Annotated in this window: 15 protein-coding genes; 4 read left to right on the forward strand and 11 right to left on the reverse strand. The window is 56.2% G+C overall.

Annotated features, from left to right (window positions below; all coding sequences use genetic code 11):
- Window positions 1-6: 6 nt before the first annotated feature.
- The 9 genes from thrC to ffh form a co-directional block, all read right to left on the reverse strand.
- The gene (gene thrC / locus CIK78_RS00080) at window positions 7-1395 is read right to left on the reverse strand and encodes a threonine synthase (protein WP_096276053.1); all 1389 of its coding nucleotides are present in this window, start codon (window positions 1393-1395) and stop codon (window positions 7-9) included.
- Between the two features lie 6 nt (window positions 1396-1401).
- Window positions 1402-2718 carry a homoserine dehydrogenase gene (locus CIK78_RS00085; RefSeq protein WP_096276055.1) on the reverse strand — a complete coding sequence of 439 codons (1317 nt, stop codon included), beginning with the start codon at window positions 2716-2718 and terminating at the stop codon, window positions 1402-1404.
- Between the two features lie 81 nt (window positions 2719-2799).
- Window positions 2800-3603 carry a DsbC family protein gene (locus tag CIK78_RS00090; RefSeq protein WP_096276057.1) on the reverse strand — a complete coding sequence of 268 codons (804 nt, stop codon included), beginning with the start codon at window positions 3601-3603 and terminating at the stop codon, window positions 2800-2802.
- Window positions 3578-4459, reverse strand: a complete 882-nt coding sequence (xerD, locus tag CIK78_RS00095; protein WP_096276059.1) for a site-specific tyrosine recombinase XerD — start codon at window positions 4457-4459, stop codon at window positions 3578-3580. Before xerD ends, CIK78_RS00090 begins: the two co-directional genes overlap by 26 nt.
- A 151-nt stretch (window positions 4460-4610) precedes the next feature.
- Complete coding sequence (gene rplS, locus CIK78_RS00100; RefSeq protein WP_096276061.1) at window positions 4611-4967, reverse strand: 50S ribosomal protein L19; 357 nt, start codon at window positions 4965-4967, stop codon at window positions 4611-4613.
- Between the two features lie 173 nt (window positions 4968-5140).
- A complete protein-coding gene (gene trmD, locus CIK78_RS00105; protein ID WP_096282205.1) occupies window positions 5141-5902 on the reverse strand; it encodes a tRNA (guanosine(37)-N1)-methyltransferase TrmD in 762 nt (253 codons plus the stop codon).
- Between the two features lie 98 nt (window positions 5903-6000).
- Window positions 6001-6570, reverse strand: coding sequence for a ribosome maturation factor RimM (gene rimM / locus CIK78_RS00110; protein WP_096276063.1), 570 nt, complete (start codon window positions 6568-6570; stop codon window positions 6001-6003).
- A gap of 60 nt (window positions 6571-6630) precedes the next feature.
- Window positions 6631-6879, reverse strand: a complete 249-nt coding sequence (gene rpsP, locus CIK78_RS00115) for a 30S ribosomal protein S16 (protein ID WP_096276065.1) — start codon at window positions 6877-6879, stop codon at window positions 6631-6633.
- Between the two features lie 247 nt (window positions 6880-7126).
- Window positions 7127-8554, reverse strand: coding sequence for a signal recognition particle protein (ffh, locus tag CIK78_RS00120; RefSeq protein WP_096276067.1), 1428 nt, complete (start codon window positions 8552-8554; stop codon window positions 7127-7129).
- Window positions 8555-8813: 259 nt separating this feature from the next.
- On the opposite strand from ffh, the gene ccsA reads away from it, so the two are divergent.
- Together ccsA and CIK78_RS00130 are read left to right on the forward strand one after the other, a co-directional pair.
- Entirely contained in the window at window positions 8814-9611 is a 798-nt protein-coding gene (gene ccsA / locus CIK78_RS00125) for a cytochrome c biogenesis protein CcsA (RefSeq protein WP_096276069.1), read from the forward strand.
- A 118-nt stretch (window positions 9612-9729) separates the two neighbouring features.
- The gene (locus tag CIK78_RS00130) at window positions 9730-11004 is read left to right on the forward strand and encodes an HlyC/CorC family transporter (protein ID WP_096276071.1); all 1275 of its coding nucleotides are present in this window, start codon (window positions 9730-9732) and stop codon (window positions 11002-11004) included.
- A 26-nt stretch (window positions 11005-11030) separates the two neighbouring features.
- Here the strand turns inward: CIK78_RS00130 and CIK78_RS00135 are convergent, their stop codons facing one another.
- Together CIK78_RS00135 and CIK78_RS00140 are read right to left on the reverse strand one after the other, a co-directional pair.
- On the reverse strand, window positions 11031-11696 hold the full coding sequence (locus CIK78_RS00135) for a 1-acyl-sn-glycerol-3-phosphate acyltransferase (protein ID WP_096276073.1): 666 nt from the start codon (window positions 11694-11696) through the stop codon (window positions 11031-11033).
- The gene (locus CIK78_RS00140) at window positions 11693-12307 is read right to left on the reverse strand and encodes a TetR-like C-terminal domain-containing protein (RefSeq protein ID WP_096276075.1); all 615 of its coding nucleotides are present in this window, start codon (window positions 12305-12307) and stop codon (window positions 11693-11695) included. The genes CIK78_RS00135 and CIK78_RS00140 overlap by 4 nt, the downstream gene beginning before the upstream one ends.
- 190 nt (window positions 12308-12497) lie before the next feature.
- Between CIK78_RS00140 and CIK78_RS00145 the strand changes: the two genes are divergently transcribed.
- Entirely contained in the window at window positions 12498-13184 is a 687-nt protein-coding gene (locus CIK78_RS00145) for an SOS response-associated peptidase (protein WP_096276077.1), read from the forward strand.
- Complete coding sequence (locus CIK78_RS00150; protein ID WP_096276079.1) at window positions 13184-16075, forward strand: insulinase family protein; 2892 nt, start codon at window positions 13184-13186, stop codon at window positions 16073-16075. The genes CIK78_RS00145 and CIK78_RS00150 overlap by 1 nt, the downstream gene beginning before the upstream one ends.
- The last annotated feature ends 11 nt before the right edge of the window (window positions 16076-16086 follow it).

The following is a 16086-nucleotide window of genomic DNA, read 5'->3' on the forward strand; positions in this document are numbered from 1 at the left end:
AACGGTTCAACGACGATGTTCAGCGACATACTGCTGCACGGCGGCAAGCTCGGCGGGCAGCACGGTGTAACGCTCTTCGCGCTCAAGCAGATCGTCCATGTGCGGCGGCAACGGCACGCCGAGGAAGCCCGCTTTCACCACGGCTTCAGCAAATTTGGCCGGGTGCGCAGTCGCCAGCGTAATCATCGGCGTTGACTGGTCCGCACGGGCACGCTCAGCGGCCCAATAGCCGGTAGCGGTATGCGGATCAAGCATTTCGCCCGTACGTTTATGGGCGTCACGGATCGCTTCCAGAATGGTTGTATCGTCCACGCTGTAGCTTGCAAACTTCTCGCGCAGCTTGGCCAGCGGCGCATCCGCCAAGGCGGTAGGCTCCTGCTGAAAACGTTCAAGCAGCGCCGCCACGGCCAGGCCGTCGCGGTCATAGGCGTCAAACAGCAGGCGTTCAAAGTTAGACGACACCACGATGTCCATGGAAGGCGCTAGCGTCGCCGCCAGCTCTTTTTTGGAGAAGTCGTTGGCCGCTAATGTGCGATGCAGAATATCGTTGGCATTGGTGGCAATGATGAATTGCTTCACCGGCAGCCCCATTTTGTAGGCCATGTAGCCTGCAAATACGTTGCCGAAGTTAGCCGACGGTACGCAGAAACTCACCTCACGATGCGGCGCGCCTAGCGCAACGCCCGACGCAATGTAGTAAACGATCTGCGCCATAATGCGCGCCCAGTTGATCGAGTTCACCGCGACCAGGCGAGTCCCGTTCAAGAAGGTTTGATCGGCGAAGCTCGCTTTCACCATTGCCTGGGCATCATCGAAATTGCCCTCAATGGCAATATTGAAGACGTTGTTGGCCAGCACCGAGGTCATTTGACGACGCTGCACTTCCGACACGCGGTTGTGCGGGTGCAGGATAAAGATATCCAGGTTGTCGCAGTGGCGGCAGCCTTCAATCGCCGCCGACCCAGTATCGCCAGATGTGGCTCCCATGATCACCGCGCGCTCGCCGCGCTTTTTCAGGAAGTGATCCAGCAGGCGACCTAGCAGCTGCAGCGCTACGTCTTTAAACGCCAGAGTGGGGCCATGAAACTGTTCAAGCAAAAAGTGATTGGCATCGAGCTGCTTGAGCGGCACTACCGCATCGTGATTAAACGTTGCGTAGGCTTCGGTAACGATACGCTTGAACGTCGCATCATCGATTTCGCCATTCACAAACGGCTTCATCACCCGAAAGGCGATCTCGGCATAGGAGAGCCCGGCCATATCGGCGAGCTCTTCGCGGGAAAACTCAGGCAGCATTTCTGGTACGTACAGCCCACCATCACTGGCCATACCGGTGAGCACTACTTCTTCAAAAGACAGTGCGGGCGCCTGCACACGCGTGCTGATATAGCGCATCTTGGCTTACTCCCCTTCGTCCAGGCTTTCCACACGAATACGTGTCAGCGGCCCAGCGATATCAGCCATTGCTTCGATTTCACGAATGGCTTCGTTCATCTGTTTCTCTTTGGTGCGATGCGTCAGCAGAATAATCGGCACCAGCTCGCCTTCGGTGGCTTCTTTTTGAATCAGCGCCTCGATCGAGATGCCCTGCTCAGCAAGAATGGTTGCCACGCGTGCCAACACGCCTGGGCGGTCGACGGCCAGCAGGCGCAGGTAGTACGCCGTGGTGATATCTTCCATCGGCATGATGGGCAGCTGGCTGACATCGTCATCGATACCGCTGAACGCCAGATAAGGCACGCGATAGCGGTGATCCGTGGCGATATCCCGGGCCACGTCAAGTAAGTCGGCAACCACTGCCGACGCTGTTGGCTCAGCGCCAGCACCCGCGCCGTAGTAAAGCGTTGGGCCAACCGCATCGCCCATGACCGCGATGGCATTTTTAACGCCATGCACATTGGCCAGCAGGCGCTCTTTGGGGATCAGCGTGGGATGAACACGCAGTTCAAGCCCTTGGTCGGTGCGTTTGGAGATACCCAAGTGCTTGATGACATAGCCTAGATTATCGGCCTGCTCAATATCTTCAGAGGTGATTCGCGAAATGCCTTCGGTGAAAGCGCGCTCAAACTGCAGCGGCACGCCATAGGCGATAGAGGCCAAAATAGTCAGCTTATGCGCGGCGTCGATGCCTTCCACATCAAAAGTGGGGTCGGATTCGGCGTAGCCTAACGCTTGTGCTTCAGCGAGCACGTCTTCAAAGGCACGGCCTTCGTCGCGCATATGGGTAAGAATGTAGTTGCCGGTGCCGTTGATAATGCCGGCCACCCATTCGATGCGGTTGGCACCTAAGCCTTCGCGCAGCGATTTAATCACGGGAATGCCGCCGGCAACGGCGGCTTCAAATGCCACAATCACGCCCTTTTCATGGGCGGCTTTGAAAATTTCATTACCGTGCACGGCAATCAACGCTTTATTGGCCGTGACCACGTGCTTGCCATTAGCAATGGCGGTCAGCACGAGTTCGCGAGCCATATCGTAGCCGCCAATCAGCTCAACCAGGACATCCACATTGGGGTTAGTGGCAACTTCAAACACGTCAGAGGTGGCATTGATGCCGGTAATATCGCAGTCAGGGTGAATACTGCGGTGAGCGACCTGTTCAATCACAATAGGACGGCCAGCACGACGCGCAATATCGTCGGCATTGCGGGTCAATACGTTAAAGGTGCCGCCACCGACAGTGCCTAAACCACAAATACCTACTCTTACCGGTTTCAAAATACTTCCCCTTTCACAGTTCGCACCCGTCAGTGTCGGGTCTTAAATTTGGAGTCTCAGCAGTCGTTGCTGTCGGTGACGTTATTCGTCGTCTAAGCCTAACATGGCGGTGAGCCGCTCGGGGGGCACAAATCCAGGCACTAGCTGCCCATCAGGTAAAATAATGGCGGGCGTACCCTGCACACCCAATGCTTTGCCCAAATCATACTGCCCGGCGACGGGATTGTCGCAGCTTGCCGAGCTAGCAATACTCTGACCTTCTTTGCCCTGGGTCATCGCTTCGCTGCGGTTATCCGAACACCACACCTGCTGCAGAGTGGTGGCAGCGGCGCTATTCATACCGGCGCGAGGAAAGGCCATGTAGTGAACGGCGATACCGCGCTCATTGAGCTCGGGAATAGTGTCGTGCAAACGCGCGCAGTAAGGGCAGGTCGGGTCAGTAAACACCACGATGGTCGCCTTAGGCTCTGCGGCACCGCGGAATACGACTCGCTCGCTTTCCGGCACGGCCGCTAACGCATCGGCGCGCTCTTGGTTTTGCGCCTGTTCCGTTAAGTTAATCAGCCCGCTGGGCGCATTTTCATACAGGTCGCCAAGCAAAAAGTAGCTACCGTCAGCGTTCGAGTAGAAGGACTCGCCACTTTCCAGCCGCACATGATAGATACCATCCATGGGCGTTTCAGTAACCGCTTCGACAGGCATCGATTGACCATTAACGCTCAGTGAGCCAGCTAAACGGTCTGCCACGTCATCGGCTTGAGCAGCCACAGGCAATAGGCTACCCGCTATCAGCAGCGTCATCATTGAGAAAGGAGACAGTAAAGGCAGTGCTAAAAAATGGCGTTGACGCATCATCAATTCAACCTCGTGGGTGGTGTTCTGCATGTAGGCTTTCCAAGCGCGCTTGGGCTACATGGGTATAAATTTGGGTCGTCGACAAGTCGCTATGACCCAGCAACAGCTGTACGACTCTCAAATTGGCCCCATGATTCAATAAATGGGTCGCAAATGCGTGACGTAGCGTATGCGGTGACAGCGGCCGGGTAATCCCAGCCGTTATCGCATGAACTTTAATACGGTGCCAAAACGTTTGCCGTGTCATGGCTTTGTCGGCGCGCCCAGGAAACAGCGCCGGACGCGTTGGGTCGCTCATTAAGGCAAGCCGCGCGGTCTGCATGTAGTGAGCTATCCAATCGGCGGCCTCTTCGCCCATGGGCACTAGGCGATCTTTATCGCCCTTACCGCGTACCCGCACCACCCCTTGGCGAAGATTGACCGCGTCACCGGTGAGTCCTACCAGCTCAGAAACTCGCAGGCCACAGGCGTAAAGCAGCTCAAGCATGGCGCGGTCGCGTACTCCTAGCGGCGTATCCGTATCGGGCGCCATCAGCAGCCGCTCTACCTCGTCCTCATCCAGCGTGTTGGGCAATCCGGGGATCACACGCGGCAGCTTGATATCCGTTAGAGGATCGCTCGCCACCTGATTATTCAGACGGCCCCAGCGGTAAAAACTACGCAAGGTCGATAGTAGCCGGGCGGTGCTACGTAACTGGTAGCCTTGCTCACGGCGGCTGGAAAGCCATTCTCTGAGCCGCTCAGGCGGCGGTGCCAACAGCGCCTCACCGTGCGTGTCCAGATGATTTTGCCACGCGGTTAAATCACGTCGATAGGCCGCTAAAGTATGGTCGCTAGCCCCTTGCTCTAACCACAGGGCATCCAAAAAAGCATCAATAACGCTCATACGTTAGCCATCTCCCGGCGCCTGCTTTAGCGTGACTACGCAAAGCACCTGCTCTATAGACAAAACCCCGCCCCGCAAAGCGGTGACGGGGTTTTGGTATCCAGACGCTACGCATGTCCGAAAACAGCGAGTGCCTGTGGAACAGTGGCGATTAAGCCAACTTTTCCTTGATACGTGCTGAACGACCGCTGCGCTCGCGCAGGTAGTACAGTTTGGCTTGACGCACGTCGCCGCGACGTTTGACTTCAAGCGAGTCAACTAACGGGCTGTAGGTCTGGAAAGTACGCTCAACGCCAACACCGTGAGAAATTTTACGCACGGTGAATGCGGAGTTCAGGCCACGGTTACGCTTACCGATGACCACACCTTCAAATGCCTGAAGACGCTCGCGAGTACCTTCTTTTACTTTTACCTGAACGACAATAGTATCGCCGGGGGCAAAGGGAGGAATTTCTTTGCCCATTTGCTCAGATTCGATCGCCTGGATCACTTTGCATTTACTGCTCATCATCATACTCCTGAATAACGTAATGGCTTGACCGCTCAATCATGGGAGGCGGAAGCCGTGATCCCGGCGCTCGAAACAAGCTGCGCGGGAGTCGTTATGGGTGACACAGGTACGCAGGCTTGCTGCCTTGTTCGCCCTGCACCGCCGCCCTGGCCTACTGAGTGGGCAAACGCCTACTGAGTGGACAGCGCGTGTTCCTCGATAAACTCATTCAACAGCTTGCGCTGTTCGGCATCTAACGGCCGCCCTTCTAACATATCTGGACGACGCTGCCATGTCCGGCCTAGCGACTGCTTTAACCGCCAGCGCTTGATGGCTGCATGATTACCGCTTAACAGCACATCGGGCACTTGGCGCCCGTCAACAACCTCTGGACGGGTGTAGTGCGGGCAGTCTAACAGACCGTCATTAAACGAGTCTTCGACAGCGGAATCCTGATGGCCCAACACGCCGGGAATCAGCCTTGCCGCCGCATCAATCAGCACCATCGCTGGCAGCTCACCGCCGCTCAGCACATAGTCACCAATTGACCATTCTTCATCGATGTCACTTTCTACCACGCGCTCGTCAATGCCTTCATAGCGCCCAGCCACGACTACTAGTGGTCCGGCACAAGCTAGTGCTTGAACGCCCTGCTGATCTAGTTTACGCCCTTGAGGCGACAGGTAGATCACCGTCGGCACTTGGCCAGTGGCTTGCTGTGCCCGCTCACGGGCTGCAAAAATCGCTGCGCGCAGGGTATCGACTTTCATCAACATCCCAGGACCACCGCCATAGGGGCGGTCATCAACGCTGCGGTGGCGGTCAGTGGCATAATCCCGCGGATTCCAAAATTCCAGTGCGATACGCTGCTTATCTACCGCTCTGCCGACCACGCCTTGTTGCGTTAGCGCATCAAACATCTCGGGAAACAACGACACCACACCAATCCACATTGCAGGCGTTGCTAGGTTTTCACCAGTGACCGGCTCACTTGAGTCGGACGGCACATCATTGTTCAGCGCATCCAACTCGCTCAGCTTACTCAGCTCTCTCAAAACTCAGGATCCCAATTGACGACCATGCGGCCCTCGTCGAGACTGATTTTGACAATGACATCGTCTGGTAAAAACGGCAGCAGCCGCTCACGCATGTCGATCGCATCCTGATCACCGCGAACCACCATGACATCGTTGGCGCCAGTTTCAAACAGGTAGCTTACCCGCCCTAGCCGCTCGCCGGCCTGAGTGAAGACCGCCATGCCTTCAAGCTCATGCCAATAGTATTCATCGTCAGAAAGCTCGGGCAGTGCTTCTTTAGGCATCAGAATGTCCGTTTGGGCCAATGCTTCAGCCGCATCACGGTCATCAACGCCCTGCAGTTGCACCACAACGCCTTTGCCCTGCCGACGTCCCTGAACAATGCTTATGCGCTTAAGCGTTTCGCCTTGGCGCAACCACCATTCCGGGTATTCGAGAATGCTGTCCATCGGGCTAGTATAGGAATACACCTTCAGCCAACCTTTCACCCCATAAGGGCTAGTCAGCTTGCCTAGCACCACATGCGTGTCGTCAGTTTGGCTTAGTTCTTGGCTTAGCTTTTGACTCAGTTCAGAACGCGTCATTGACGACCTCAGCTACCTAGCACTCAACTAATTTCACACAGCAAGTCTCACACAGCAGGCTTATGCCTGTTTGCGTGCTTCTTTAACCAGCTCAGCAACACGACCAGAAAGCTGGGCGCCTTGGCTCTGCCAGTGAATAACGCGGTCTAGGTCAACGCGCAGACGCTCTTCCTGACCACGGGCTACCGGGTTAAAGAAGCCGATACGCTCGATGAAACGACCGTCGCGAGCGTTACGAGAATCAGTAACGGTCAGGTGGTAAAAGGGACGCTTCTTGGCGCCACCACGGGCCAAACGAATGGTAACCATACGATAACTATCCTTCGGTTGAGGTTACGAGAGTGTGTTTCTAGCGCTTAGCGCCGTCGGAACACTCGTCGTGCTACATGCTATATAAAGGCCTTCATTGATGGGCGCTGCTGCCACGCTTTACGCGCTTTTAGGCAACACCCACGCATGAAGAGGCCGCATTCTACGCAAATGCGCTCTGCTTGGAAAGCCTGACAGCCAGAAAACTCAAAGGCCGTCAACCTTACCCAGCGAGCAGATGCCTACTTTAACGCCGCGGCAATCCACCGGGGCCGCCCATACCGCCCATGCCGCCGGGGCCGCCCATTCCACCTGGGCCACCCGGGCCACCGCCGCCCATCATGCCTGACATGCCGCGCATCATTTTCTGCATGCCGCCCTTCTGGCCGGCTTTTTTCATCATTTTCTGCATCTGCTTATGCTGCTTGAGCAGACGGTTAAGGTCCGGCACTTGCAGGCCTGCACCGGCGGCAATACGGCGCTTGCGCGAACCGTTGATCAGGTCGGGCTTACGGCGCTCTTTAGGCGTCATGGAGTTAATCAGCGCTTCAAGCTTGCCCATCTCTTTCTCAGGGCCTGGGCCTTGGGCCATCTCGGCCATTTGCCCCATACCGGGCAGCTTACCTAACAGGCCACCCATACCGCCCATTTTTTTAAGCTGCTGGAGCTGGTCGCGAAAATCTTCCAGATCAAAGCCATCGCCCTTCTTAACTTTTTTGGCAAGCTGGGCGGCTTTAGATTTATCGACGGTGCGCTCAGCTTCCTCGATCAGCGACAGCATGTCGCCCATACCGAGGATGCGCGAGGCCACGCGGTCGGGATGGAACGGTTCCAGGGCATCGACTTTCTCACCGACACCCATAAACTTGATCGGCTTGCCGGTAATGTGGCGCACTGACAGCGCCGCGCCACCACGAGCATCACCGTCGGCCTTGGTCAGGATCACCCCGGTCAGCGGCAGCGCTTCGCTGAATGCCTTAGCCGTATTGGCGGCATCCTGACCGGTCATGGCATCGACCACAAACAGCGTTTCCTGAGGCGAGACTGCTTTATGCAGCGCCTGGATTTCCGCCATCATCGCTTCATCAATCGCCAGGCGGCCGGCGGTATCGATCAACACTACGTCGTGAAACTGGATCTTAGCGTGCTTGATCGCCGCTTCGGCAATCGCGACCGGCTGCTGATCAGAGCGAGACGGGAAGAAGTCTACCTCGACCTCTTTCGCCAACGTTTCCAGCTGGTCGATAGCCGCCGGACGATAAACGTCGGCAGACACTACCAGCACTTTTTTCTTCTCGCGCTCACGCAGATAGCGAGCCAGCTTAGCCACAGAGGTGGTTTTACCCGCACCCTGTAGACCCGCCATTAATACAACCGCGGGGGAGCCTTTAAGCACGAAGCCATCGTTAGCTTCGCCCATGATCGCTTCCAGCTCTTGCTGAACGATCTTGACGAACTGCTGACCGGGCGACAGGCTTTTGGATACTTCCTGCCCAACGGCCCGCTCGCGCACGCGTTCAATAAACTCCTTGATGACCGGCAACGCTACGTCGGCCTCAAGCAGTGCTCGGCGCACTTCGCGTAAGGTGTCTTTAATATTGTCGTCGGTCAGGCGAGCCTGGCCTTTGATCGACTTTAGCGTCTGGGAAAGACGCTCACTAAGATTCTGGAACATGGGGCCTCTCTGCCTCCGTCACTGCCGTCGGCGCGCACGCCCTGGACTGATGTGCCGCGATTATACGCGTTCACGCCCTGAGTCTCCATGGGGCGCATTGACGATCATGAGAGCCAGCACGCTATTTTCGTATACGCGTGCACGGCTGTGCGATATGGCTTGGATTCGTTATAGTAGCGGAGTAGGTTTTGGCCGCAACCGCTCTTAACGTCGTTTACTTATTTAAAGCAACGCGCTGCAAGGCGCACGGATAGCATCAATGCAGGCGCTCCCTTTCGCCACGATGGCCTTTATTCTCTATGTCGCCGCTGCCATTTGGCAGGGCATGACATTGTTCCGGCGCGTGCCGCCGCGCCAAGGTATGGTGCGCCTAATCGCCGTACTGGGTCTGTTGCTGCACATCCCCGTGGCGATCAAACTGGTAGGACAATCCCCAGGGCTTTTGCCAGGCTTTTCCACTAGCGCCACGCTACTGATGGCCGTAGCGGTTAATGTGCTGCTCGTGGCTAGCCTGTTCAAACCGGTTTTAAACGCTGGCATTGCACTATTCCCGCTGGCAGGCATTGCGCTCTTGGCAGCCACTTGGCTACCGAATCAAGGGGGTCATACCGGCCTAAAGCCCGGCATTTTGCTGCATGCGGTAAGCTCGGCGCTTGCGTTTGCCGTACTGGCGATTGCCGCGGCCCAGGCAGTGCTGGTGGGCCTGCAGAACCAAGCGCTTCGCCACCATCATATACGTGGCATTGTGCAATCGTTACCGCCGCTCACGACCATGGAGCGGGTGCTCTTCGAACTTGTGTGGGCCGGCATTATCTTGCTGACACTCTCCATCGCTAGCGGGCTCATTTTCCTCGACAATCTCTTTGCCCAGCACTTAGCACATAAAACAGTGCTGTCGCTCCTGGCCTGGATAATCTTCACCACGCTGTTGATAGGCCGTTATCGCTTTGGCTGGCGCGGCATGCGCGCCGTGCGCTGGACGCTAGGCGGCTGCGGTTTGCTCGTGCTGGCTTACTTTGGCAGCAAGTTTGTACTTGAGATTATACTCAATCGATAGCTACTCAACCGATAACGGCTTAATTGCTGACGGGGCGCAACCACGCCTTTAGTTGTCTTGACACACTACTCGCTACCTTCTAAAAACGAGCCTAATACGCCACAAAGGACCTTTCGACTTGAGCGACGACTTCCCCCTGGGGTTACTGTTCGGCCTGCTAGCCTTACTGATAGTGCTTTCTGCTTTTTTTTCCAGCTCTGAAACCGGCATGATGTCGATCAACCGCTACCGCTTGAGCCATCAGGCTAACAGCGGTGATCGCAGAGCAAAACGGGTTATGCGCCTGCTCACCCGCCCAGACCGCCTGATTGGCGTCATTCTGATCGGCAACAACTTCGTTAATAACTTAGCCGCATCGATTGCCACGATTATCGCTATTCACTTTTTTGGCGACGTATCAGGGCCTGCCATTTCTACCGCCCTGCTGACCATTACCATTTTGATTTTTGCTGAAGTTACGCCCAAAACCTACGCCGCGATTAAGCCAGAACGCATTGCTTACCCCACGTCTTATGCGCTTGAGCCGCTGCTAAAGCTGCTTTATCCGCTGGTATGGCTGGTCAACGTGATGTCGAATGGCTTACTCAGACTCATTGGCGTTAAAAGCGTTGATAGCGGTGGCGACAGCCTGACGCGCGACGAGCTGCGCACCGTCGTTCATGAAGCCGGCACGCTGATTCCTTACCGCCACCGCGCGATGCTGCTCTCCATTCTCGATCTGGAGAACGTCACGGTGAACGATATTATGGTGCCGCGCCATGAGGTACTGGGTATCGATCTGGATGATTCTTTAGAAGATATTTTGACTCAGATTCGCACCAGCCAGCACACGCGACTGCCGGTATATAAAGGCGATATCAATAACATCATTGGCATGCTGCACCTGCGCAATGCGGCACGCTTTCTCTCTCGCGACGAAGTCACCAAAGCCTCGATTGTTCAGGAAGCCCGCGAACCCTACTATATTCCTGAATCGACGCCGCTACATACCCAGCTACTCAATTTTCAAAAGCAGAAGCGGCGCATCGGCATCGTCGTCGATGAGTATGGCGACGTGGACGGCCTCGTCACGCTGGAAGATATTTTGGAAGAGATCGTGGGCGAGTTCACCACTGACGTGTCCGAAGATGAAGAGATTCATCAGCAGGATGACGGCAGCCATGTGATTGAAGGCACCGCCAATATCCGGGAGATTAACAAAATGCTCGGCTGGCAGCTGCCTACCGATGGGCCCAAAACGCTGAACGGGCTAATTCTTGAGCATCTTGAGGCGTTTCCAGAAGGCCCTGCATGCCTACAGATCGGCAATATGCGTATGGAGATATTAGAGATTCGCGACAACCTCATCACCTCAGCACGCTGCTGGCAGAAAGCTCGCCTGCCACGCCGCTAGTCTAAGGCTCGCCAGCAGAGCATCCTTCAGCGGCGATTGGCGAGGTCCTGATCGGCCGCAGCCTTTAGCGCCCTCACTCGCGCTTCAAGAAACCGCCTTAGCGCCATGTCGTCAGCATCCAGACGGTTTAGCGCTGGCCCAAAGTGCAAACTTACCGGGGCGCGGAAACGCCGGGGGCATTTCTTAAGCGCTTTGCCGCCATGATGAGAGGTCCACGACCCCCACAGACCTGCCAACCCGGCGGGAATGACCGGTACGTCGTCGCGCGCCAGAATCGTCTCTAAACCGCGCCGGAAGGCGTGAATTTCGCCATCGGGGGTTAATCGCCCCTCGGGAAACACCATGACAATTTGACCTTGGCGCAGCGCCTCGCTGACATCATCCAACGCACGCCTTATAGCACCCGGGCTGCGCCGTTCGGACTCAATAGGGATAGCCCCCACCAGCTGAAACCACCATTTAAACCACGGGGAATCAAAAATCGGCTGATCCATCACAAAGCGCAGCGGGCGAGGACTCGCGCCTCCAAGCACCAGCGCATCCATAAAGCTTACGTGGTTACACACCACCAGCGCGGCTCCCTGACGGGGAATATGCTGACGACCGTGCACTTGCAGCCGATAGCAAAGCCGCATTGAAACAAAAATAAGCCAGCGCAACACTTGGCGAGCTGCATTAACCCACCCCGTCACGACGATGCCTCACGGTGACGCAAACCCGCCAGAATGGTGCTCATGAGTTGATCCAACAGTTCATCAACCTTTAACTGCTGACCTTGCCAATAGCCCAATCGCTCATTCAGGCCCAGTTGAACAAGGCCGTGCACACTGCCCCACAGAGTACGCCCCAAACGACGTGCCTCAAGATCATCCAGTGCAGGCTGATAAGATTTAAGCGACGCCTCCACCTGCGTAAATAGCGCTTCGATCAAATCGCTTTGGCGCTGATCCAGCTCGCCCTCTTGCGCCAGCGGGTAATCAAAAAGTAGCTGCCAGCGATAGCAATCCTGCTCAGCGAACCGCCAGTAGGAATGCGCCAACGCGCGCAGCCATGGCTCAGGGGCGTCATCGGCAAGGCTAGCAATGGTGTGCTGTAAGCGGGCTAGCGACTCAACATTAACGTGCTGCAATAAGTTATTAAAGCTGCCATATAGCTTGAGCAGCGTGCTGGGAGCACAGCCGACGTCTCGCGCCAAGGCACGCAGTGAAAGACCATGGACTGGCTGCTCAGCCAACCACTCATCACAAGCGTTCATCACCTGCGAATGGAGGGCATCGGGCGCATGCTGTCTAGGACGGGCCATGGCGATCTCTTAAGGTCAACAACAAACAAGAAGGAAGCCTCGCTGCACTTTAGTCGGAACAACGGGTGGTATAGGATACCTTATATCGAACACTGTTTTCGACACTAAAAAAACCCTTTCGTGCTTTATTGCGCGAAGTCTCCCGCTATACAGGTACACTTCCACGACGATTTTGCTAAAGGAGGTAAGTATGACGGGGCGACTGCATGTGCAAAACTTACCGCTGACCCGTTTATTGCCGATGCTCGATACATCTGAGCCGCTGATTGAATCGCCCAACCTTGCGCCTCGACAGCCCATCTCCGCGATTCGCGCTGAGCAGGGCCAGTATCGGCTATCGTCGCTTTTCTGGGGATTAACGCCCCCCTGGCTCGAGGTGCTAGATCATGCGCCTCACTGCGCGCGAGCCGAAACGCTTGAATCTCGAGCAATGTTTCGCGATGCGTTTAACGCACGCCGCTGCGTCATACCGGTCAGCGGCTTCTATCTATGGAAAAATCAGCCGCGCAGTAAGCAGCCTTACTTGGTCACCCAGGTATCACGGGCGCCGCTACTGCTAGGCGCGCTATGGTGCCGCTACCACACCACGCTAACGGCGTTTAGTGACTCAGCCGCGCTCATCACCGTGCCTGCCAATGTTCTTTTATCACCGCTGACCGACCGCTTGCCGGTGGTCATCCCAAGCCATGCGCTATCCGCATGGCTTAACCCGGACACCGACTCACAAACGCTTAATTCACTATTAGCGCCGGCGCCTTTGGAACTGTTAGGCGCTTTTCCGGTATCTAAATATGTCAATAATCCCGCCTATCAGTCACCGGCCTGCGCCCACCCCACCGGGTCAATGCTGCGCTGGGCTGTGTCTCAGGAGCTGTAATGTTGCGATCTTCTAGTTTAATGCACTGGCGCGCTCTGCCTCAGCGCGCGCTGCTTGGTTTTTTTGTGAGCCTCGGAATAGCCTCTTGCGCGCTAGCCGATGATAGTGACACCACAGCGACTGGCGCTACTAAAGACGCGATTAAGGACACAATCACTCCGATCATCAGCCCTTATGACAGCCGCGACTATCGCGTTTTGACGCTGGAGAATGGGCTCAATGTGCTTATCGTCAGCGACCCAGAAGCAGACAAAGCGGCCGCATCAATGAATGTTCGCGTGGGCAGCGCTCAAGATCCTGACGATCTTAAGGGATTAGCCCATTTCCTTGAGCACATGCTGTTTTTAGGCACCGAACCCTACCCCGAATCGGACGGCTATCAGCGCTACATTTCGGATAACGCGGGCTCTCATAACGCCTTCACCGCTCAGCAAGACACCAATTACTTCTTTGACATTGAGCCATCGGCGCTACCCGGCGCACTAGACCGCTTTAGCGAATTTTTCCTTTCACCGCTGTTCAATGCAGATCATTTAGCCAGCGAGCGTAATATCGTTCACTCGGAGTATATGGCACGTATTCGCGATGAGTCCCGACGCGAAAACGATGTGCTTAATCAGCTACTTGACCCTGATAATGCGACGACGGGCTTTGCCGTGGGAAGCCGTGAAACGCTCGCCAGCCCGCCCGAAGGTGAAGCAACGCTGCGTGAACGGGTTATTGATTTTTATCACCAGCATTACGACGCCAACGTCATGAATCTTGCCATTGTCGCACCTCAGCCGCTGGACACGCTGGAAGAGTGGGTGGCCGAACGCTTCGCTGACATTCCCGACAACGACTTAAGCGTGCCAACTATTGATGCGCCGCTCGTGGATGCTGACACCCTGCCCCGCTATATTGAGCGCCAGTCGCTGCAAGACCGTCGCCAGCTACGCTTTTACTTTCCCGTCCCGGACCCTACCGATGACTACCGCACTAAACCGTCGCAGTTGATCTCACACCTGCTCGGTGACGAGGGCGATGGCAGCCTACTGGCCGTCTTAAGAGATGCAGGGCTTGCCGATGGGCTTTCCGCCGGCGTTGGCCGCGGTGACGGTAACGATGCGCTGTTCACCGTTTCCATCAGCCTGACGCCAGCAGGCGCGGAGCGCTTGGATGACATTCAGGCCACGCTATTTGCAGCGGTTGAGCAGTTGCGCAACGACGGCCTTAACGCATGGCGCTACGATGAACAGAAAAGCCTTAACGAACAGGGCTTTCGCTTTCAGCAGCACGGCGCCCCTCAGCAGGAGGCCACTCAGCTTTCCATGAGCCTGTCGCGGTATCCCGTAGAGGACGTGCAGTATGCGGCTTATCGCATGGACGGTCTGGACGCAGAGCGTCAGCAGGCTTATCTAGATGCGCTCACGCCGGATAACATGCTGCGCTTTTATTCCGCGACGGATATTGAAAGCGAGACCGTATCGCCGTGGTTCAATACGCAGTGGAAAGAACAGGAACCTGGCACAGCGGGCCAAGCACTAAGCGGCTTAGCCCTACCCGCCCCCAACCCCTTTATTGCCAGCGATTTGACGCTGCTAGACGGCCAAGACGAACAGCCTAGTGCGCTAGTAGAAACCCCCACGTTTAGCGCTTGGCACATGCAGGATGCGCGCTTCAACACGCCCAGCGTTGAATGGCGAGTCAGCTTACAAAATCCCACTACAAGCTACTCAGCGGAAGAAGCCGTTCTCACCCAGCTGCTCGCCGGATGGCTCAACGACAGCCTCAACGAATCGCTTTATCCTGCATGGTTAGCGGGCCAGGCGTTCAGCGCTTACCCACACGCCCGAGGCATGACGCTGTCTTTCTCCGGCTGGCGCGATGGGCAAACGCCGCTCATTGAGCAAGCACTGGACCAATTGAAGAACGCCCACATCAGCGACAGCGCCTTTGAACGCGTGCGCTACCAACTGCAGCGCGAGTTGCGCAACGCCCCTCAAGGCGCTCTTTACGGCCAAGCCAGCAGTACTTTGGGCGAAGCCTTGCTAACACCGCAATGGTCTAACGCGCAGCTCCTCACTGCTAGCCAGCGGTTTGATCGTCGCCATCTGGAAGATTTCCGCGAGCGCTTTCTAAGCGACCTTTATGTCGACGCAATGGCGGTTGGCAATACCGACGCAGCGCTAGCGCGAGAACAGGCACAGCTAATACGTGACCGGCTACAGCCCCGCCTGACCCGCGACGACATTGCCACGCTAACGCCGCTGGCCGTAAGTGATGAGCCTAGCGTATTGCACCCTGACAGCTCACGGGATGAGTCGCTGGTGCTGCGCTATTTACAAGGTCGTGACCAAACGCCTGAAGAGCAGGCAGCAACGATGGTTATCGCCCAGTGGCTGGAAACGCCGTTCTACCAACAGCTGCGCACCGAGCAGCAGCTTGGCTACATCGTCAACGCTGGCTATTCACCGCTGCTCAATGCGCCAGGCATCGCCATGATGGTGCAATCTCCCGATACCGACAGCGACACTATCGCTGAGCGTATGGATGCGTTTCTTGAAGAGGCAGGCCAGCGCCTTGACCAGTTAAGCGACGAAGAATTAGCCCCCCACCGCCAGGCTATCAACACCCAGCTGCGCCAGAGAGATACCAGCCTCTCGGGCATGGCCAACCGCTACTGGCAGGCAACGGCATTGGAAGACGTACGCTTTGATCGGCGCAGCCAGTTAGCCGACCTGGTGCTGAACGTTAGCCTTGACGATATAAAGACACTTTGGCCATCGCTGCGGGCACATACCCTGGACGTGCGCTTTAACCCCGGCGATAAACCCAGCAACAACATCGAAGCTTACAGAGCAGCGCTTTCAGAACTGCCTAAGGTTCACAATGAGCAGATCAATCCTTAACGCTTAGCCAT

Source organism: Halomonas sp. JB37 (assembly GCF_002332255.1).
Classification (GTDB): domain Bacteria; phylum Pseudomonadota; class Gammaproteobacteria; order Pseudomonadales; family Halomonadaceae; genus Vreelandella; species Vreelandella casei.